Raw genomic sequence first — 18,323 nt, forward strand, 5'->3', positions numbered from 1 at the left:
ACATAGGGGTTTTGAACTGAGAGGGATTTTCAAAAACTTGCAGCTATTAAAACCAATATCACATGGCAAAGCAAGTAGGATACGTTACAGCAACAGGAACCGTGGATGGTGACATCAACTTTTATAAGGATGTGGAATGGGGATTTTTGGTAAGAATGCTTCCAGGCGTAAGCAGTAAGCGCTTCTGGAATGATCCTGCCTTTGAAGGAAGCCGCAGAAGCGCAGAAAGGTTTGGTACAGGCAATATCATCTCTTCGATCATCTACCGCTTTGTACCGGTTAAAAGAAGGTACAGGCAGTTGTTTAAACAGGTAAGAACCATAGCCATTGTTTGTTTAAAGCAGGGAATGGATAAGCCAGGGGTATTCACAGCCCTGCATACCTTCCTTACTGAGCAAAAGCGTACTTCCTTAACCCAGGAGCAGTTTACACTCCTTCTCTCTTCCTTTGAACAGGAGCTGGCAGGAAGGCTGAAAGAGCCAAAGCCCCAAAAGGAAAAGAAGATGAAGAACAAGCTGGAGATCACAGTGAAAGCACCCCTGAGTGCAGAAGACACTGAGTACTTACAATTATACATGGATGATTATGACTGGACCATCAGGTTTCAGGGAGAGTTTCCAGCGGATTACCAAATACCTTTCTTTCTCCTTAAACATGCTGTTTAAGGAAGTTTGTAGTTTGTAGTGTGTAGTTTGTAGTTCTTTAGGTCAAACGGAACTATTATTTGCGGTTATTCTTTAGGTCAAACAATTGCTTTAGGTTGGAGAGGTTGAAATACAGGCTATCTGAATACACAACTGATGGTACCATTAACCAACAAGGCGTGCCTACGGCACGCTATGGAATCTTATGCTTTTTGGCTACCGACAAGATGTCCCGATGGGACATAGTTTAGGACATACCATTTCATTTGAATACCAATTATAAGAGGATTAAAATATGCCGACTTACTCTATTGACAGGCGCACAAAGCGTACAATGGCGTTGCCTATTCATGTTCCATAGGAACATTTTGTGGGTAGAAAATAACAATGAAAATGTAACAGCGTGCCGTAGGTACGCCTTGTGGGTTGATTTATAATTTTATGGAATAAAGATTGGACCGCAAACTGTAAACACTGATTTTCTGTCATCCTGACGAAGGAAGGATCTTTGGACTGCATTAATACAACGTGATTGCGATTAAAAGTTTATGACTTTTCAAGATAAAGTTGCAATTCTAAAATTGCAGGTAACTGCAATGCATAAACGACATAGATCTAAGTTTTACTTTTTCCTTATAGCTCTATCACCTGGTAGGATACATAAGTGTTCTTTCCCTTTTTTTGTGAATAGGCTACCAGGTATTTATTTGCTTCAAGCGTAGTAATTACCGGGTAACTGGATGAGCCGGAATCGGACGTGATGTATTTTTTCATGAGGTACTTTCCGTCCTGGTTTCTTTTCTCTATACCAATCCTTTTATTGACGCTGGTATCTGTTTTTATGGTTTCATCCCATGTGATCATGAGATTGCCTTCAGCACTGGAAGTCATTTGTGGATGAGAGCCCATTGCACTAATAGATTCAGGCTTGGAAAAGCTAAGGCCATTGTCCGTTGACCGGTTATAAAAGCAACCCTTGTTATTCCCCCCGGTAAACCAGGCAAAGTGAATGCCTGTTTTGTTTTCAGTCATGGCGGGCCCGGTATGTGGGCAGGCATGTAAAACCCAGTTGTCCTGGCTGATCCTTTGTGGTTGTGAAAAGTTCCTGCCACCATCTGTTGATACAATATGAACCATGTCCCTGATGCTGTCCTGGATAATTCCACGGTACAGCACATGCACCTGGCCATGCGTATCAACAAACAGGTCAGTACGGCAACACTGGCAGCAAGGCTGGCTGATCAACCTGCCAGGAACGAAGCCTGACCTTCCATTGGTGGAAGCAAAGTACAGAGCAGAACCTTCCTTATCAGTTGTTTTACGGTTGTCAAGCCATATGATACCTATTTCTCCATTTTTTAATAAGGCAACATCATAATAGCGTTGATCATAACTTTTCTGATCATTCACTAATGGATTTGAAGAAGACCAGGTTTTTCCCCCGTCAAATGACTGGCTATAATAGACCAGCCCGGAATATTTATTATTTGGATTGGGATTAGCCGCACCCCATAGTGCCATGATCTCCCCGGAAGGTTTAAAAATAATCTTTGGAAGATTCTCTGAATGTGGCTCAATGTTAGTGCTAGTCGGTATCTCTGTGGCAGGTCCAAAAGTTTTGCCATGATCCGGTGAAACCGCGTAACAAAATACATTGGATGAATCATTCCTTGATCTTACCCAACTTATGACCACATTACCCTTGTCATCTTTTGCCAGGTAAGGACATTGCCCGGGTATTGAATCTACCTGGAGGGAGTTTTCAATATTGCCGGCTAGTTTATTATCGACTGATTGGCAGGATGCCAGGCAAGTAATGGTTATCCCCAATAAGTATAGTAATCTTTTCATTTTTTTGAATTGAACAGGTTCGCCAAATCATAGGATACACCCACATTAAAATTTCTTGGTTCTGCCAGGGTATAACTATAACCCGAGGCGCTCTTAGTAGAGATGTACGAATAATAATTATTTGTGGCATTCATGATATTCAACCATACATCCAGATCTTTCAGTTTATAGCCGGCACGGATATTCAAAACATTATAACCCGAATACTTAACCGTGTTCTTAGGGTCCATAAAATAACTTCCTATTCTTTGCCATTCAGCACCCAGTCTTAATCCGTTGACAAAAGAAGGCTTGTACCATATCTCCGCATTATGCATCCATTTGGGTGCATTGTTCATTTCATTTCCATTGTAACTGCTTCCTTTTTCTATGAAGTCTACAAAGGTATGCTGGCTATAGGCACCACTAACCCTGATTGTTAGGTCTTTAACAGGTGTGCCATTCAAACCAAATTCGATTCCTCGGTGCTGTGTTTTGCCTGCGTTCTGGTTCTCTGTAGATCCATCATCCAGTTTTACAGAAATCACTTCATTGGTGCCTTCCAGCAGGTAGGCACTGAGGTCAGCACTCAATTTATTTTTAATGATCTCAGCCCATCCGCCCAGTTCATAATTATAAAATAGGGAAGGACTCAGGGTTGGCACTTTTACACCGGTGTACATCTCTGTTACCTGGGGCGGAACAAAGCCCTGGCTGTAATTGGCATAGATCCCTGTTTTGGAAGAAAGACTATAGGTAAACCCGATCTTGGGACTAAATCTTTTAAAGTAGTTTGTTGTATCCGGGGAACCACTGAATGCTGATGGGTTGAGGGCATTATTAAATCCGTAATGAAAAAGATCAAAGCGCATGGATGCCACTATGCGTAACTTTTCTATCGGGCTACATTCGAAATTGGTAAATGCAGCGTAGTTATTGATCCTCGTAGCATAATTGGTCAATATGCTGTCGGTAGCCCGGTAACCTGTATATTTTTTGGTATTGGTATCTTTTTGGATACGGATATAAGCTGCATTATAATTGGAAGGACTCAGGTCCATGCTAAACCCTCCCAATAGAACTGCTTTCTTCCAGTCAAGGTTTTGTTTGTGCTGTATTGTAAAAGCATAAGAATGAAAGCTGCTGACATTGATCTCACCATGGGCCAGGCTTTTATCGCCTTTATATGTACCGTTAACTTTTTTGTAATCATCCTTTATGCGATAATTGGGATTTTGGCCAATAGCGTTTTCCCTGTAAATAATGGTAGCGGTGGTTTTGCTATGATCGTTCCAGTTCTGCGTTAGGGAAGAGCGATACCTGGTGGCATTTACTTTCCGGTAAGTGAAGGTTTGTGGGTTGATAAATTTCATGGTAGTGAACATAGTACTATCCACACCACTGGGCATATCGCTGTAATAATTAAGATAGGTGAGGCTGTTGGATAAATTGGTTTTGTTACTAAAGTTATAATCAGCTCTTGCAGTAAAGGTCGCCTTATGAAAATCTGAATATTCCATAAAGCTGTTCTTCTTATCAGCATAATAGCCACTTAAGGCAAAGCCCCATTTTCCCTGGGCTACGCTGCCCTGAAATTCAGCTCGCTTATACCCAATATTATTTCCCTGAAGGGAAAGCTTTACAACAGGGATAGCTGTTGGTGCAATGGTGATGAAATTAACCACTCCGCCAATAGCTTCACTTCCATATAAAGAGGAAGAAGGACCTTTGATCACCTCAATGCTTTTAACTGCTGCCATGTTCATTTCCAAGACGGCATTATGGTTGAACAAGCCTGTGGTTCTTACAGGAATGCCATCTTCCAGGTAAAGGAACAGGCTTTTGGTAGTCATAGGCTGCCTGATGCTCATTTGGTGTTGTTCGTTGCCAAGGTTTACCATGTTCACACCACTTACTTTATTCAACACCTGGTCCACAGTAGTGGCCCGGGTTTCCTGGATCAACCGGGTATCAATTTTTGAAATGGCAATGGGAGCCTGCGATCTTTTAACAGCATCACCGCGGGTGGCTGAGATGACAACCTCATTCATTGTACCGTTAGAAGGAACCAGGTAGACCATCCGGGCTGAGGTCAATATTTCCATGGGTTTATACCCTATAGATGTAACATTTAGTTTTTGGCAATCCTTGCATTTCATTTGAAATTCACCTGCAGCATTGGTAGTACATCCACACATGCAGGCATTGTCAATGCAATGAATAGTTGCTCCCTGTATGGGTTCTTTGGTGATGGCATCAATGATCTTTCCAGTGGCTGTTGTTTGAGCAATGCTTTGAAAGCAGGTAAATATGGATATGAATAAAAGGGTAAGCCTGGAGGTAACAGACATAACTATAGTTTGTTTTGAGTCTTTAAACAGAAAATAAATACGAAGAGTAGCTGAACTTTCAGGAAAGTGAAGGAGGATGGAATATGCTACTCACAGGCGACTCGTATTTGCCTGGATAAATGTGGGTAGGAGGGTTTGACCTGTTGCCTCCAGGGTTATTGAATTCAAATAACCGCATGGAATGAAAAAAAACGATGTCCTGGAACTTGGCCTTTCCCTGGTTGTTATTATTGGATGAATTTTGTTTTTCTTCTTCCGCCAGTTTTTTCATTAACTGGCATTTGCCATTGCAATGAAGCTTTGGTCTTGATTTGTTGATACAGAGGTTTTTTGAGATGTATTCCTTATTGATCTCATAGTCTGCCATTATGATCCACTTACTGAAGGATTGCAGTAAGGTGACCAGCGAAAGAAGTATGACAGCCAGGGTTTTCATTTCAGACGCAAATATCCTTTATTAATCATCTGGAAAAATTTAGTCTTACTCATCCTGAAACATGATTTTAATCATACTTATATGAATGCTTAAAATATTCCTTCCAGTTAATGGAATAATAAAATGGCAATTAAATGATGGAAATCAGTAAGCATTTCTTTTTTCAATAGCAGACTTAGATGTCCTTTTTCTCAAATTTGCGTATGGTTCAGGAACAGCTGAAAATCCAGGAGATGGATCATATAGACAATCGCTTAGAGAGGTTACAGTGCCGGTTAATAAGATTGTCATTTATTAATTTATTGATTATATCAGGAATTGGGCTGCTGGTTCGAACGCTGCCATTTATTGACCATTTTCCCCTGGAGTATAAAAATCTCCTGCATGGTCATTCGCATTTTGCCTTTGGCGGCTGGGTAATGCCTGCGCTTGTTGCTTTAGTGATAAAGTATTTTCCCGGGTTGGTAAACAAGATCTCTTATAAACACTGGCACAATATTGCCATGCTAATGATGGCATCAGCTTATGGCATGTTATTGAGCTTCCCTGTACAGGGATATAAAGCGGTAAGCATTACATTTTCTACTTTGTCCATTTTATCTGGCTATTACCTGGCTATAGTGTTGTGGAAAGCTTTAAGAAAGTCTACAACATCAGTTTCACATCGTTTTCTTCAATGGGGATTATTCTATATGGCCATTTCAGCCATTGGTCCATTTGCCACAGGTCCATTGATTGTAATGGGCAAGCAATCAACCCCAATTTACTTCGACTCCATCTATTTTTATTTGCATTTTCAATACAATGGCCTTTTTACATTTTTTATCCTGGCATTGTTATACAAAAGGCTGGAGGATTTGGGTAAGGGAATGTATGGACCTAAAGTATTTGCTTATTTAAATATGGCGTGTATACCTACGTATGCATTGTCTGTTGTTTGGGACCAGCCATCTATTCTATTTAATATGATCGGGGGTATGGGTGCTGTGCTACAATTAATGGCATTATTTTATTTCGCCAGGGATATAGCCGCAGCAGGCCTGGTTAAAAGAGAGGGTATTATATTAAAACTATCAATAGTGGCGTTTGCAGCTAAGCTATTGTTGCAACTGGCAAGTGCTTTCCCCTATTTTGCCTTATTAGGTTATCATCAAAGGAACCTGGTGATCGCTTATTTACATCTTATTCTTTTGGGATTTGTAAGCCTGTTTATTTTTTCCAGGGTCTTTGATGGCGTTCAGCTCAATAAACAATCAAGACTAGGTTATAGCTTCTTCCTGTTTGGTTTTATAGCTACTGAATTACTATTGGTATTCAGCCCGTTTGTTGATATACCTAACATAACAGGATTGCTGTTATTATTCACATTCTTTTTTCCGGTAGGTATCTTATACATGAACTATAGCCTGGGAAAGAGCTTACAATTCCGTTTCCATTTCAACTAAGCTATTGGAATCTTTGACCAGTGCGAGGTTGTGGTCCTTTTTAAGAATAAGAGACAGTACCGTGATAATAAGTATGGCAAGTCCTATCAAAATGCCTATGCCGCTAATGGCAAATATTTTGAAGAATGGTTCGCAATTCTTCATCATTTGAGCAAATGCCTTATTATCTAACCTTGCAGAGATCTTAACAAGCCCGCTTCCGATAAGTGAGGTCCAGAACACTATCAAAGAGATATTGGTGACCATAATGCCTTTCCCGATTATTGAACTTTTATGTTGCAATGCGCCGGGCTTTTGTTGCTGAAGAATATAAAACACAGAGGCAAAGAGTAGCATGGTATTGATGCCAATAGTGGTTCCCATGGCATGAGCAACGGTTATATGTGTGCCATGCGTATAGAAATTTAATGCAGGTATGGAAATGACTATCGCAGCTCCCAGGTTCAGGAAGATCCATAAGTCGGCAAATGATAGAAACCTGAATGGTATGGAATGATAAAATCGTAGTGTATTGGAGATGGTTTTTCTGAATTGGAACAGCAGGTGTCCAAAGATCAACAATTCAGTCATGCTGATCACATAGGCAACGGTCTTTACCCAGGGGGCAGCAGGTACTATATAGGTATGATGTCCCCAGTTAAACATCAAATTCACAAATCCCAGGAAGAAAAAGAAATAGGCCAGGCGGGAGTGCGCAATTTTCCTGTCAGCTTTTAACTGTTCCATGAGATAGAGGCTGGTGCCATAAACAAGCATATTCCAGCTCCCAACCATAGACCCTAATGCTTTCCATTGAACCGTAATATCCCTGGTGATATTGTTATTGAAATGGTCAAATACCCACAAATAGCTTTCTGACAAGGTGATATAAAAAAAGACAATTCCTATGGTCCAGCTGAAGTAATAAACGGGCGCTGTTTTAAAAACAGGACGGAGTGTTCCAAAAAAATTAACGACAAATGGCAACCAACTGGCAGCAATAAACAGACCCATAAAAGGTGGAAACTCCAGGTATTCTCTTCCGCCAAAGTAACCCAGGAAAAAAGCTATAACTATAGAAAGAGAGGTAAATACCTGTAGCCAAAAGTGAAGCCATGCGCCAGAAGGCCAGTATAATTTGCTGTGGGACAAACGGGGCAGGTAATAATATAAACCACCTTGAGCCGCAGTAAAGATCCATGAAATGGCGAGGTAAACATGCAGGGGTCTTGTTTTTTGAAAGGCCAGGTAGTTATACAAGAATTTAGGCAGGAGGTATTGCAGGCTACCCAAAACACCAAAAGTTAAACCAAGCAACAGGTAGGACACTGCCATAGCCAAAAAAGCAAGTGCAACCTTATCGGTCTTAAAGCTTTGCTTGATATAGCTGTTACCTAATTCCGGGCTTAATTGGGGTGGCTGTTGTGTCAACATATTTTAAATAGGCCATGAGAGCCTCAATTTGTTCTTCTTTGAATTGAAATGCCGGCATGCGGTTACCTCCCGATACAAGCATGGCTTTGATAAGCATTTTCCCCCTGTGCGGATCGGACCATGCCGTGGTTAGATCAGGACCTAGGTAGCCACCCAGGCCATATATCTGGTGACATGACTGGCAATTATATTGCTGGTAGATCTGTTTGCCCTCGCTCACCATTTGTTGTGTGGCGGCAGGAACAATGATATCACTTGCCGTACCACGTGTGTAAATGAACCCGGTGTAAATGATGAAGGTTGCAAAAAGGATACAGGCAATAATAATCTTTGTCATTGCAAAGTTTTATGAACAATTCCTGCCATTTATTTACAGGTCTTTTTTATTAAAGGAACGAATGGCAATGGTCAATGGTACCAGCATCCATATTACCAGTATACCGAGTGTATAGATCATGCCCGTGCTGCTACCAAGGAAGTCTTTATACATGGCACCTGTATAACCCATAAGAGCACTTATATCCATATTCAACATGATAAAGATGCGCCCGAGGTCCACCGGGTTTAGCGAGGACAAGACCAGTGTGATCTTTTCAAGGGGGTAATCACTAAAGGCAAATAAAATAAGCAGTACCAGCCCATCGTAGATCAGTGCAAAGTAGAACCACAATAAAAGTGCTACACCAATGCCCCGGGCCTTATCTTTTGACTTTACGGAGGCAAGAAAAGCGAGCGAGGTAAAGATCAGTGTCAGCAGGCTGCCTATCAATAAAAGGGAGACTCCCGTATCATTGAAATTGTAAATGCATACCGGAACCCCTACACCAATCAGGAAAGCTGTAACAAGTGATGAACTGATGCCGGCATATTCACTCAAAAGCACTTTCTTGCGGCTAATTGGTTGTGTCAGCATCAATTCAATAAACTCATAGGAATTGTACCAGTGAATAGTGGAGAAGATCATACTAATAAGTGGGACAACGATCAATACTATGTTGAGCAGGCTTAACATAGCTTTCGAGCTGTTCTCTTCCATCTGGAAGAGAGATATAGATACGATAAACAGGAATGCTGTATACCCGAGCATTACCCGGTTTCTTAGAATATCGTACAGAACATATTTTGATATCTTGAGCATATAAATTTTTATTTTAACCTCAACTTCTGTTTAGGGTAGACATTGGTGTTAATGGATCTATGTTGCAATCTTTAAATAACTAACTTCCTTTTTCTGGAGCCCGTTTTTCATCATATGGGCTATGATCTTGGTTAATTTTTCTTCACCTGTCTGTTTTTGCAGTTCACTCATTGATTTGAAGAATATTTCTTTTCCATCCTGCAGGTACATTACATCTGTCGTTATTTCTTCCAGGTCAGTCAGCACATGTGATGTGATAAGTATCAGTTTATTCTTTTCTTTTTCAACCAGGATCTTCTCTTTCAATATTTCTGATGACAATGGGTCAAGGCCTGCAGTTGGCTCATCTAAAATCAGGACCTCAGGATCAAAAAGAAAGGCAATGGCAGCACTCACTTTTTGTCTTGTGCCTCCTGATAAGGCACGCATGGATTTATCAAGAATGGTATCAAGCTTAAACTTGAAATATAACTCTTCATCTAAAACTTTATTTGAACTACGCAGGTTCTTCAGCATGCTGAATAACTGGCCTATCTTCATATTATCAGGGTACCTGCCAATCTGGGGCATATACCCAATGTTGCTTCTGTAGGCAACATCTTCTGTTACCGGAACACTGTTGAATGTGATCAGTCCATTGTCTGGTCTTACCAGTCCAAGAATAGATTTGATGAGGGTGGTTTTACCTGAACCATTTGGTCCTATCAGGGAAATGACCTGTCCCTTATTGAACTCAGCATTGATGTTATCTAATGCCTGGAGCTTTTTGAATCTTTTGTTGATATTCTGAATAGAGATCATAGTGATAAAGGTTTCATTAAAGGTTTACTGTCTGTCATGTTTTCGGGGGTAAGGCTTGGTATTGCCTTTTCTGCTTTGTCCAAAAGTGATACCATAAAGCTGCGTAATAAAATGACAGCATTTGGATTTTGTTCTATAACCATGGAGTACATGCTGACAGGATGATAGGGCACGTCACCAACCACATCTTTATTCATATCATAGCCTTCATATTTATCCCAATAGTTATTATAAAACTCATTCAACATCAGCGTGCCGTTTGTGGCTACATCAAAAGTGTTTCCCTGGAAATTATTGTGATGAACCGTATTGTCATTGCAACTGGCCTGGATGCGTAGCGCCCAGCCATTGCCCCTATAGGAATTCAATTGCACATCAATGCGGTTAGTACTTTCCATTACAATGCCCGCTGTATTTTGAACAAACTGGTTCTGGATTATAGTTCCATCAGAGATCTCTTTTAACAATAAGCCATAGGCACTGCCGCCCCAGTTATTTTCAAAGACATTTCTTTGCATCAGCACATGGTGCGAATACATCACTGCCACACCTGCACCATTATTATTAAAAGTGTTTTCCAGGTACGCGTCATTGTTGGAAAACATAAAGTGCAGGCCATAACGGATATTATTATGGCTGTTATTCTGTTGTATAATGGAGTTGGTAACAAATTCGAAATAAATGCCATCCCTGTGCCCCTGGATATCATTGCTTTCCACCACCATATTGTTACATTTCCAAAGGTGGATGCCATTGCCTGATGTTTGTTCAGTTTTGGGAGTACCCACAATTGTATTTCCAATGATCAGTCCTTCCGAGGCATTGGCAAAATGAATGGCAAAATAGGTATGGGTGAAGGAGTTATTTTCTATAATAATATTTTTTGCATCTATCACACCAATGGCAGCGAAATCATTGGTGCTGGAGTATCCGGCATTGCGGAATTCAATTCCTTTTATTACAGCGCCGTCTGTGCTTACTGTAAGTATCTCGTACCTGTTCTCTCCATCGAGGATAGGTGCATTAACGCCTATTAAAAAAATGGGTTTGTTAATAATGATGTTTCCTTCTTTGTAAACACCTTGTTGCAAAAGGATGGAATCTTTATTGGCGGCCATTGCAATGGCCTTGCGCAGGGAAGTTATAATTTGATTTTTACCTACTATGATCGTTTTTGCCGTGGAGGCATAAAATGAGAATAGTAAGAGTATGGTTAGAATTCGTTTCATTTCGTTGGTGTATCTTCTTCTAAAGCGATGCGGACAATTTTGTCCAGTTCTCAACAATCCCGTTGATTTCTTTTGCTGTTTTTTGAGCTGCCTGCTCATTGGCAAAGGCGGCTGCATTACTGTTCATTGGGCTTTTCAATTGTGGGCTAACCACGAAAAAAGTAGATTCAGCTTTTAAGAATGTATGGGGGCTTTCATAATTTACAAAGGCAGTCTGTGCTACATCTTCCTTCTTCACTGTATTTGATTTCATAAAATTGGCCAGGCAATGCGCATCATCAAATTTGTAAACTCTTCCTTTCTTTGTAATGACCTCCCCGCCAAATCTGGCATCCATGATTGTCATTTTGCAATCATCACAATTGTCTTTACCAATATTAAAAGCTGTAGGTTGTGCATTACAGGAAGAAAGTAATACAAGCAGCATACCAACTGCAGGAATGGTTTTTTTCATGATGGAAACAGGTCTCATTTTCTTTGTGCGGTATAACTCAAAGAAATACACAAGGAAAAAAAGTATGCCTACACCAATCACAACCCATCCGCCTACATCCGGGTAAGAATACGCATCAAAATTCAAAAGGGTTTTGTGCCCGATCAGAGGAGGCTGATAGTAAAGACCGGGAACCTGTATAGCAGCTTTGGGATCAAGGTTGTGTCCATAATCATATCCCCATTTATAAAAGTCGACCATGGCAGCAATGCCGCCTAATACTGTAAGTATAAGGTAGTAGAATAGGAGTTTGCGGCGTCCGGCAATGGCAACCAGAAGACCTAAGGCTATAAAGAAACCAACTATATAAACCAGGAATCCAAACTCAGGAAACATCTCTGCCTTTATATGTTTCATGCCTATGTAGTGATTCAAACCATTAATGATATCCACCTGGCCTGTTATCTTGTTCAGCCATATATTCATGGTCAAACCTTCAGGGTACTGTGGCGCAATCAGGAATATAAACCAAACAGGGAGAAAGAATGTAGCTATTAAAGCAAGGGATCCTATAGCAATAATGATTCTGGAAGGGAGGCTCATCTTAGACATACTACGCTTATTTAAAACTTCCGGGAAACTCCCCGCCCTAAAGCGGGGTTTTCCGGAAAGATGTTGATACAATCAAAGTTCTATTTGGCAGGCGGTAGCAGAACTGCATCAATAACATGAATAATGCCATTGGAAGCCGGGATGGATGCTATTATAGTAGCTGAATTGTTGATCATCACTTTGCCATCTTTTTTGCTGATGGTAATATTGCCACCATTTACTTCGTTCAACGTTTGGCCATCCTGCATCAGGTCCGTATTTAAACTGCCAACATATACATGGTATTGCAGGATGTCCTGCAATTTTTCTTTGTTCTCTGGTTTCATCAGATCTTCAACAGTCCCTTTAGGTAATTTATCAAAAGCTGCATTGGTAGGAGCAAAAACAGTGAACGGTCCCGCATTTGATAATGCGTCTACCAACTGAGCCTGTTTGATTGCGGCTACGAGTGTAGTATGGTCTTTTGATGAAGCAGCAACCTTAACCACATCCTTTGCTGATTCATTATCCTGAACGGCTGACTGGCCGGCAGCAGGGGTAGCTTCAGTAGTTTCTGTTTGTGTTGTTGGAGTTGCTGTGTTATTGCAGGAGCTCAAAATAAGAACTGCTGCCAATAGGGAAAAGTTGAACATCTTTTTCATATAAATAGTTTTGGTAAGGGGCCTGCTTTGGCCAGGCCCCTGGATAATTATGGTTTAACTGTTTTGGTTGTTGAGTCAGCAGGTGGATAATTCTTACCAGTGCTGAACAGTAAAGCAACATTGCTTCCTTTTGGAGACACTCTCAAATATCCCTGCATTTCCTGGTGTAATGCTGAACAGAAGTCGGTGCAATAGAAAGGAAAGATTCCTACCTTGTCAGCAATGAATTTTAAAGTTTGTGTTTCACCAGGCATGATCAGTATTTCAGCATTGTTTGCATTTTTAATAGCAAAGCCATGTGGAACATCCCAATCCTGCTCAAGGTTGGTAACGTGGAAATAAACAACATCTCCCTGTTTGATACCTTCAATGTTATCAGGGGTAAGGTGACTCCTGATAGCCGTCATATATACATGGACATCAGTGCCATTGCGTACCACTTTTGTTTGTGCTTCACCTTTAGCAACATATGGATTTTGGTTTTCTTCTATCTTGTAGATCTTAACACTATTATTCCTGATCTTATCTGCAGGAATTCCTTCTGCATAGTGCGGCTCACCTACGGTTGGGAAGTCAAGGATCATCTTCATTTTGTCGCCACTGATATCATATAATTGTGCGCTTTGAGCCAGCTCTGGTCCTGTTGGCAGGTAACGGTCCTTGGTTATCTTATTGTAGGCGACCATATACTTACCATAAGGTTTTCTTGTAGGTCCGCCCATAACGCTTAAGTGACCAATAGAATAATAGGTAGGTACCCTGTCAAGCACCTTTACATCTTTAATATTCCATTTAACGATCTCTGAAGAAACGAACATGGAGGTATAGGCATTACCATTATTGTCAAATTCTGTATGCAAAGGGCCCAGACCTGGTTTTTGAACTTCACCATGTAATACTGCTTCATATTTAAGAATGGGGAAACCATCAAATGTGCCATCAAAAGTTTTATTGGCGATAGCCTGCTGGATCTTGGTAAAGGAAAATACCGGGATCAATGCGGCCAGTTTACCAGAGCCTACTATATACTCACCTGTGGGATCAACGTCTGTTCCATGGGGTGATTTAGGGCAAGGGATGAAATAGATCATATCAGGGCAATCCTTCGGATCTAACATCAATACCTGCTTTTCAATAGTGGAGGTAGCCTGGTGTTTCACTTCATCATACACATTGTGTGCATATTCTGCCGGAACCATTTTGCCTTTACCTGCTTTAGCATATGCTTCGGCTTTTTTCCAGTTCACAGCCATAATGAAGTCCTTATCTTTTGCTGATGCATTAACTTCCAAAAGCGTGTTTGCTTTTTCAGAGTTATAGCAGCTAAAGAAGAACCAGTCATGTGATTTTCCTTTTCCTGCACGGGAAAGGTCAAAGTTGACACCAGGTGTTAAGATCTGGAAGGCAATGTTCATACGTCCGGTGGAAGAATCCACCTTCACAAAGCTGATGGTTCCTTTGAAGTTTTGTTTATAGGTATTGATTGGAACATCCTGGTTACCCTGGATCGGAACGCTAAAGCGTGTTCCTGCAATAGTATATTCAGTGTTCTCCGTAATAAAAGGAGAGGAGTGGTTACCGGCACTGTTAGGTATCTCCATGATCTCTGCAGTGCGGAATGTTTTCAGATCCACACGGGCAATACGGGGAGTATTGTTTCCATTGGCAAATGCCCAACGACCATCATGCTCGCCATTCGTTGTGGATAATGCAATGTGGTGCAGGTCGTCCCAGGGCACAAATCCATGGGAGGTGTTTAGCATCGGTTTTGTTTCTTCACTAAACCCCCAACCATTTTCTGCAAAAGCCGAAAATACAGGGATAATGCGTAATAAACGACCTGAAGGAATGCCGTAAACACTCATTTGGCCATTGAAGCCACCAGATACGAAATCGTAGAATTCGTCGTACTTACCTGGAGCAACGTAAACTTTGGAGGCCGCATCACCGCTGATAGCAGCTTCGGCGCCTTTAGGTTTACAGCTGTTTAGTGAAACAGCTGCTATGGCCGTTATGGCCATAGTTGATAAAAATCTGCTTGAAGTGGTATTCATTTTTGAAAGATTAAATTTTTAATGATTGTGTTTATTTCTCTCCGTCGTTGCTCCGTTGAAATTCCAATACTTTCCTGGCTTCATCCGTAGTGAGGTTCTGGTTTGGCATGCGTACCAAACATTCTTCCAGTAATTTTTGAGCTGCGGGATCTTTTTCCAGCATCATGTCCACATTAGTGATCATATTCATGATCCATTCAGGTTTTCTTTGCTTAGTAACTCCTTTCCAACCCGGGCCCACCAATTTTTCATCTGTTAGCTTGTGGCAACTTTGGCATTTTACATCGTAAATAGCCTTTCCATCAGCTACCCATTGAGCATTAAGAGGATTGGTAATTTGAATATCTCCGGGTTTGATTTCCTTACCATGAACTTCGGTTTGGTTGCTGGTAAGTTCTTGTGTGTCCAAAGGGTCTTTATGGCTGGGTGTTTTGTCAACGCAGGCAATAAAGAACATTGTTGAAACTACAATTAGTGAAGTGGCCCAAATTGTTTTTTTCTTCATGTTGCAATTTTTGTTTTTCTCAAAAGAGACATCTATGTCTAATATGGCAAAATTATTTTCCCCCTTTTCCTTGGGTAGTGATGGCAATCATTGATGAAGATGATATTAATCACGTTTTCCGATTTTGGCACGATATGATGAAAGTCATGTTTTGCAATAGAAGTATTGGAATACTTTTATTCTCTAAATTTAATCATTTTAGATATGCAAACAATTGATAGCCTTTTTGTACCAGAGCTGGCCCCGGCTCAAAAGCATCCTACAGTATTAAAGAAATTTGATGATCTGCAAATCGGAGAATCTTTCCTGTTGATCAATGATCATGACCCTATTCCGCTTTATTATGAAATGAAAGCTGAAAAAGGAGATGTGTTTACCTGGAAGAAAGTTGAAAACGGGCCTGAGGTGTGGAAAGTGGAGATCTCTAAAACCGGGGTAAGTGCAGTACCAACAACAGTCGTGAAAGAGAATAACATAGAAAGTGTGCAGGATAATTTTGTATTGAATGTTACACTTATTGAGCCCAGGTTAAAACATCCAACGATCTTTAAACATTTTGATGCCTTGAAACCAGGCCAGGCTTTCCAGATATTAAATGATCATGATCCGAAACCTTTATATTATCAAATGCTTGGTGAGAGAGGTAATGTTTTCAGCTGGGAATATTTGGAAAAGGGCCCATGGTGGAGAATTCAGATACGGAAAAATGATGGAGAGGTTGAAACATTAGGTGAAATAGCTACGAAAGACCTTCGTAAAGCCGAGATATTTAAAAAATATGGCCTTGACTTTTGCTGTGGAGGCAAGAAAACGGTTAGACAGGCTTGCGCAGATAAAGGAATTGACGCTACAAAAGTCGAGGAAGAATTACAAAATGCAGAAGTGGCGGCATTTACAAGACCATTGCCATATAATGACTGGAGCTTAAGCTTCCTGGCGGATTATATTGTAAATACACACCATAGTTATGTTACAAAGACTTTGCCTGAGTTAAGGACCTATGCCACTAAAGTGGCCAAAGTTCATGGTGCGCATCATCCAGAATTGGTGCCTGTAAGTCAACTGGTAGAAGATATTAATGAGGAGCTGACCAGTCATATGGTTAAAGAAGAAAGCATTCTTTTTCCTTTTATTAAACAATTGGAAACGGCTAAAATCAATGGCAAAAACCTGGAGCCTACTGGTTTTGGTACTGTTCAGAATCCAATAAATATGATGGAGCATGAGCATGAAGAGGTTGGCAAAAATCTTGAAAAGATCAGGGTGCTGACAAACAATTATGCGGTACCGGAAGATGCCTGTGCGAGCTATCAATTATTATTTAAAATGCTCGAAGAATTTGAATCTGACCTTTTTATTCATATTCATTTGGAAAACAACATATTATTTCCAAAAGCTTTAAAGATGGAAAAGCAATAGTGTTTAACAATTTCCTGGCAGCGGGGATCAAGTACCCTGACTGCCAGGATCAATTTCTTCCTGATGTTTGCGCAATAAGTAATGAATAAAATTTTCTGAATTGAAGCCGCGGTTATTATATGTATTGTTTTTTGCTCTAATTCTCTCATGTAATAACAATACAACCATAAAGGAAGGGGCGAAAGAACCAGATTCAGAGCAACATCAGCACGGGGTTTTAGCTGATTCCGTTCATCTGGACCAGGGTAAAAAATGGAAGAGTGATGCGGTTACAAATGAAAATATTTCTTCTTTACAACAAATAGTTGGACAGCTTAAACAAATTAAAAATCCAGGTTTACAGGCGTACAATGAGGCGGGAGCACAAATGCAGAAGCAATTGGATAAATTGATCAGTGATTGCAGAATGAAGGGAGCTGACCATGAAGCACTACATACATGGCTAACTCCTTTATTTATGAATATACCCTCGCTGGCGAAATCAAAAGATACAACTGAAGCCTCACAATTAATCGAAACAATTTATAGCCATGTCAACAGCTATACAAATTAATTTGAATTGCCATGACCATTAATTCCAATACTAAGATCGGCGCTATTTTAAAAGAGGAGCCTGGTGCGCTGGATGCTATTATAGAAATCAGTGCAAAGTTTGAGAAGCTTCGAAATCCTATACTACGCAAGCTTATGGCTGGAAGAACAAGTTTGGCCACAGCTTGTAAGTTTGGAGGTTGTGAACCAGAGGATTTCTACAAAAAACTTGAGCCTTTTGGTTTTAAAATTGACCGGTCATTTGTACCAAATGGAGAAGAGAAGAAGCTTGCGCCTGAATTTATGAGCTCTATAGTTTCCAGGCATTTGGTAGAGTTAGACGTTAGGCCTATTATAGCTTCAGGAGAGGATCCTCTTGGTATTATCCTAAGTAAGATAAAGTCAATAGAGCCTGGGGGTGTATTAAAAGTGATCAATAGTTTTGAGCCTACTCCGCTGATACTTTTATTGGAAAAGAAGGGTTTTGAAACTTATGTTCAAAACATAGATACAGATCATATTGAAACCTATTTTTCTAAAAAGGGAATAGCTACTGTATCTCTTTCTCCAGAGCCTCAAGCTAAAAATTATGGTTGGGATGAAGTGATTAAAAAATATGGTTCAAACATTCAAAGTATTGATGTACGCCAACTGGAAATGCCACAGCCTATGATGCATATTTTAACAGCTTTAGATAATATAACAGGTAATTCGGCCCTCCTGGTTTATCATAAGCGTATCCCGGTATTCCTTTTGCCTGAATTAGATCAAAGAGGGTTTGAATACAGGATCAAGGAAATTAGTGATAATGATGTGCAGCTTTTAATTTTCAGGAATTGAA

Annotated in this window: 17 protein-coding genes; 5 read left to right on the plus strand and 12 right to left on the minus strand. The window is 40.5% G+C overall.

All coding sequences use genetic code 11. From position 1 onward, the window contains the following. Positions 1–62 precede the first annotated feature (62 nt). On the plus strand, positions 63–665 hold the full coding sequence (locus BP74_RS14705; protein ID WP_496375111.1) for a hypothetical protein: 603 nt from the start codon (positions 63–65) through the stop codon (positions 663–665). Between the two features lie 612 nt (positions 666–1,277). Here BP74_RS14705 and BP74_RS14710 read toward each other — a convergent pair. Genes BP74_RS14710 through BP74_RS14720 form a run of 3 tightly spaced genes read right to left on the minus strand, consistent with a single transcriptional unit; the run spans position 1,278 to position 5,261 of the window. Beyond that, positions 1,278–2,495, minus strand: coding sequence for a sialidase family protein (locus BP74_RS14710; RefSeq protein WP_496375112.1), 1,218 nt, complete (start codon positions 2,493–2,495; stop codon positions 1,278–1,280). After that, entirely contained in the window at positions 2,492–4,825 is a 2,334-nt protein-coding gene (locus BP74_RS14715) for a TonB-dependent receptor (RefSeq protein WP_496375113.1), read from the minus strand. The genes BP74_RS14710 and BP74_RS14715 overlap by 4 nt, the downstream gene beginning before the upstream one ends. A 58-nt stretch (positions 4,826–4,883) precedes the next feature. Next, positions 4,884–5,261: a hypothetical protein gene (locus tag BP74_RS14720; protein ID WP_496375114.1), complete on the minus strand. Its 378-nt coding sequence runs from the start codon at positions 5,259–5,261 to the stop codon at positions 4,884–4,886. A 203-nt stretch (positions 5,262–5,464) separates the two neighbouring features. Between BP74_RS14720 and BP74_RS14725 the strand changes: the two genes are divergently transcribed. Continuing rightward, entirely contained in the window at positions 5,465–6,706 is a 1,242-nt protein-coding gene (locus BP74_RS14725; protein ID WP_496375115.1) for a hypothetical protein, read from the plus strand. Here BP74_RS14725 and BP74_RS14730 read toward each other — a convergent pair. From BP74_RS14730 to BP74_RS14770, 9 genes are all read right to left on the minus strand, one after another. Beyond that, entirely contained in the window at positions 6,680–8,119 is a 1,440-nt protein-coding gene (locus BP74_RS14730) for a cbb3-type cytochrome c oxidase subunit I (protein ID WP_496375116.1), read from the minus strand. The genes BP74_RS14725 and BP74_RS14730 overlap by 27 nt on opposite strands. Further along, positions 8,076–8,456: a c-type cytochrome gene (locus BP74_RS14735; protein WP_496375117.1), complete on the minus strand. Its 381-nt coding sequence runs from the start codon at positions 8,454–8,456 to the stop codon at positions 8,076–8,078. The genes BP74_RS14730 and BP74_RS14735 overlap by 44 nt, the downstream gene beginning before the upstream one ends. A 33-nt stretch (positions 8,457–8,489) precedes the next feature. Beyond that, positions 8,490–9,257, minus strand: a complete 768-nt coding sequence (locus tag BP74_RS14740; protein ID WP_496375118.1) for an ABC transporter permease subunit — start codon at positions 9,255–9,257, stop codon at positions 8,490–8,492. 57 nt (positions 9,258–9,314) lie between these two features. Further along, positions 9,315–10,058 (minus strand): ABC transporter ATP-binding protein, encoded by a 744-nt coding sequence (locus tag BP74_RS14745; protein ID WP_496375119.1) that lies wholly within the window; start codon positions 10,056–10,058, stop codon positions 9,315–9,317. Then, positions 10,055–11,287 (minus strand): nitrous oxide reductase family maturation protein NosD, encoded by a 1,233-nt coding sequence (gene nosD / locus BP74_RS14750; RefSeq protein WP_496375120.1) that lies wholly within the window; start codon positions 11,285–11,287, stop codon positions 10,055–10,057. The genes BP74_RS14745 and nosD overlap by 4 nt, the downstream gene beginning before the upstream one ends. A gap of 19 nt (positions 11,288–11,306) precedes the next feature. Then, positions 11,307–12,332: a nitrous oxide reductase accessory protein NosL gene (locus tag BP74_RS14755; RefSeq protein ID WP_496375121.1), complete on the minus strand. Its 1,026-nt coding sequence runs from the start codon at positions 12,330–12,332 to the stop codon at positions 11,307–11,309. Positions 12,333–12,412: 80 nt separating this feature from the next. After that, positions 12,413–12,973 (minus strand): fasciclin domain-containing protein, encoded by a 561-nt coding sequence (locus BP74_RS14760; protein WP_496375122.1) that lies wholly within the window; start codon positions 12,971–12,973, stop codon positions 12,413–12,415. A 47-nt stretch (positions 12,974–13,020) separates the two neighbouring features. Continuing rightward, entirely contained in the window at positions 13,021–15,027 is a 2,007-nt protein-coding gene (gene nosZ / locus BP74_RS14765; RefSeq protein WP_496375123.1) for a Sec-dependent nitrous-oxide reductase, read from the minus strand. A gap of 31 nt (positions 15,028–15,058) precedes the next feature. After that, positions 15,059–15,532, minus strand: coding sequence for a c-type cytochrome (locus BP74_RS14770; RefSeq protein ID WP_496375124.1), 474 nt, complete (start codon positions 15,530–15,532; stop codon positions 15,059–15,061). A gap of 204 nt (positions 15,533–15,736) precedes the next feature. Here BP74_RS14770 and ric point away from each other — a divergent pair, with 204 nt between their 5' ends. The 3 genes from ric (at position 15,737) to BP74_RS14785 (ending at position 18,322) form a co-directional block, all read left to right on the plus strand. After that, complete coding sequence (gene ric / locus BP74_RS14775) at positions 15,737–16,951, plus strand: iron-sulfur cluster repair di-iron protein (RefSeq protein WP_496375125.1); 1,215 nt, start codon at positions 15,737–15,739, stop codon at positions 16,949–16,951. A 100-nt stretch (positions 16,952–17,051) separates the two neighbouring features. Next, the gene (locus BP74_RS14780) at positions 17,052–17,504 is read left to right on the plus strand and encodes a hypothetical protein (RefSeq protein ID WP_496375126.1); all 453 of its coding nucleotides are present in this window, start codon (positions 17,052–17,054) and stop codon (positions 17,502–17,504) included. 11 nt (positions 17,505–17,515) lie between these two features. Beyond that, on the plus strand, positions 17,516–18,322 hold the full coding sequence (locus tag BP74_RS14785) for a DUF2249 domain-containing protein (RefSeq protein WP_496375127.1): 807 nt from the start codon (positions 17,516–17,518) through the stop codon (positions 18,320–18,322). The last annotated feature ends 1 nt before the right edge of the window (position 18,323 follow it).

It is taken from the genome of Flavisolibacter ginsengiterrae DSM 18136 (assembly GCF_059568575.1).

What these genes read in the sequence shown, in the direction of transcription:
- BP74_RS14720 (WP_496375114.1), bottom strand. Translation starts at nt 5,261, where the DNA reads ATGAAAACCCTGGCTGTCATACTTCTTTCGCTGGTCACCTTACTGCAA.
- BP74_RS14770 (WP_496375124.1), bottom strand. Translation starts at nt 15,532, where the DNA reads ATGAAGAAAAAAACAATTTGGGCCACTTCACTAATTGTAGTTTCAACA.
- BP74_RS14705 (WP_496375111.1), top strand. Translation starts at nt 63, where the DNA reads ATGGCAAAGCAAGTAGGATACGTTACAGCAACAGGAACCGTGGATGGT.
- nosD (WP_496375120.1), bottom strand. Translation starts at nt 11,287, where the DNA reads ATGAAACGAATTCTAACCATACTCTTACTATTCTCATTTTATGCCTCC.
- ric (WP_496375125.1), top strand. Translation starts at nt 15,737, where the DNA reads ATGCAAACAATTGATAGCCTTTTTGTACCAGAGCTGGCCCCGGCTCAA.
- BP74_RS14760 (WP_496375122.1), bottom strand. Translation starts at nt 12,973, where the DNA reads ATGAAAAAGATGTTCAACTTTTCCCTATTGGCAGCAGTTCTTATTTTG.
- BP74_RS14745 (WP_496375119.1), bottom strand. Translation starts at nt 10,058, where the DNA reads ATGATCTCTATTCAGAATATCAACAAAAGATTCAAAAAGCTCCAGGCA.
- BP74_RS14710 (WP_496375112.1), bottom strand. Translation starts at nt 2,495, where the DNA reads ATGAAAAGATTACTATACTTATTGGGGATAACCATTACTTGCCTGGCA.
- BP74_RS14725 (WP_496375115.1), top strand. Translation starts at nt 5,465, where the DNA reads ATGGTTCAGGAACAGCTGAAAATCCAGGAGATGGATCATATAGACAAT.
- BP74_RS14735 (WP_496375117.1), bottom strand. Translation starts at nt 8,456, where the DNA reads ATGACAAAGATTATTATTGCCTGTATCCTTTTTGCAACCTTCATCATT.
- nosZ (WP_496375123.1), bottom strand. Translation starts at nt 15,027, where the DNA reads ATGAATACCACTTCAAGCAGATTTTTATCAACTATGGCCATAACGGCC.
- BP74_RS14785 (WP_496375127.1), top strand. Translation starts at nt 17,516, where the DNA reads ATGACCATTAATTCCAATACTAAGATCGGCGCTATTTTAAAAGAGGAG.
- BP74_RS14715 (WP_496375113.1), bottom strand. Translation starts at nt 4,825, where the DNA reads ATGTCTGTTACCTCCAGGCTTACCCTTTTATTCATATCCATATTTACC.
- BP74_RS14730 (WP_496375116.1), bottom strand. Translation starts at nt 8,119, where the DNA reads ATGTTGACACAACAGCCACCCCAATTAAGCCCGGAATTAGGTAACAGC.
- BP74_RS14740 (WP_496375118.1), bottom strand. Translation starts at nt 9,257, where the DNA reads ATGCTCAAGATATCAAAATATGTTCTGTACGATATTCTAAGAAACCGG.
- BP74_RS14755 (WP_496375121.1), bottom strand. Translation starts at nt 12,332, where the DNA reads ATGTCTAAGATGAGCCTCCCTTCCAGAATCATTATTGCTATAGGATCC.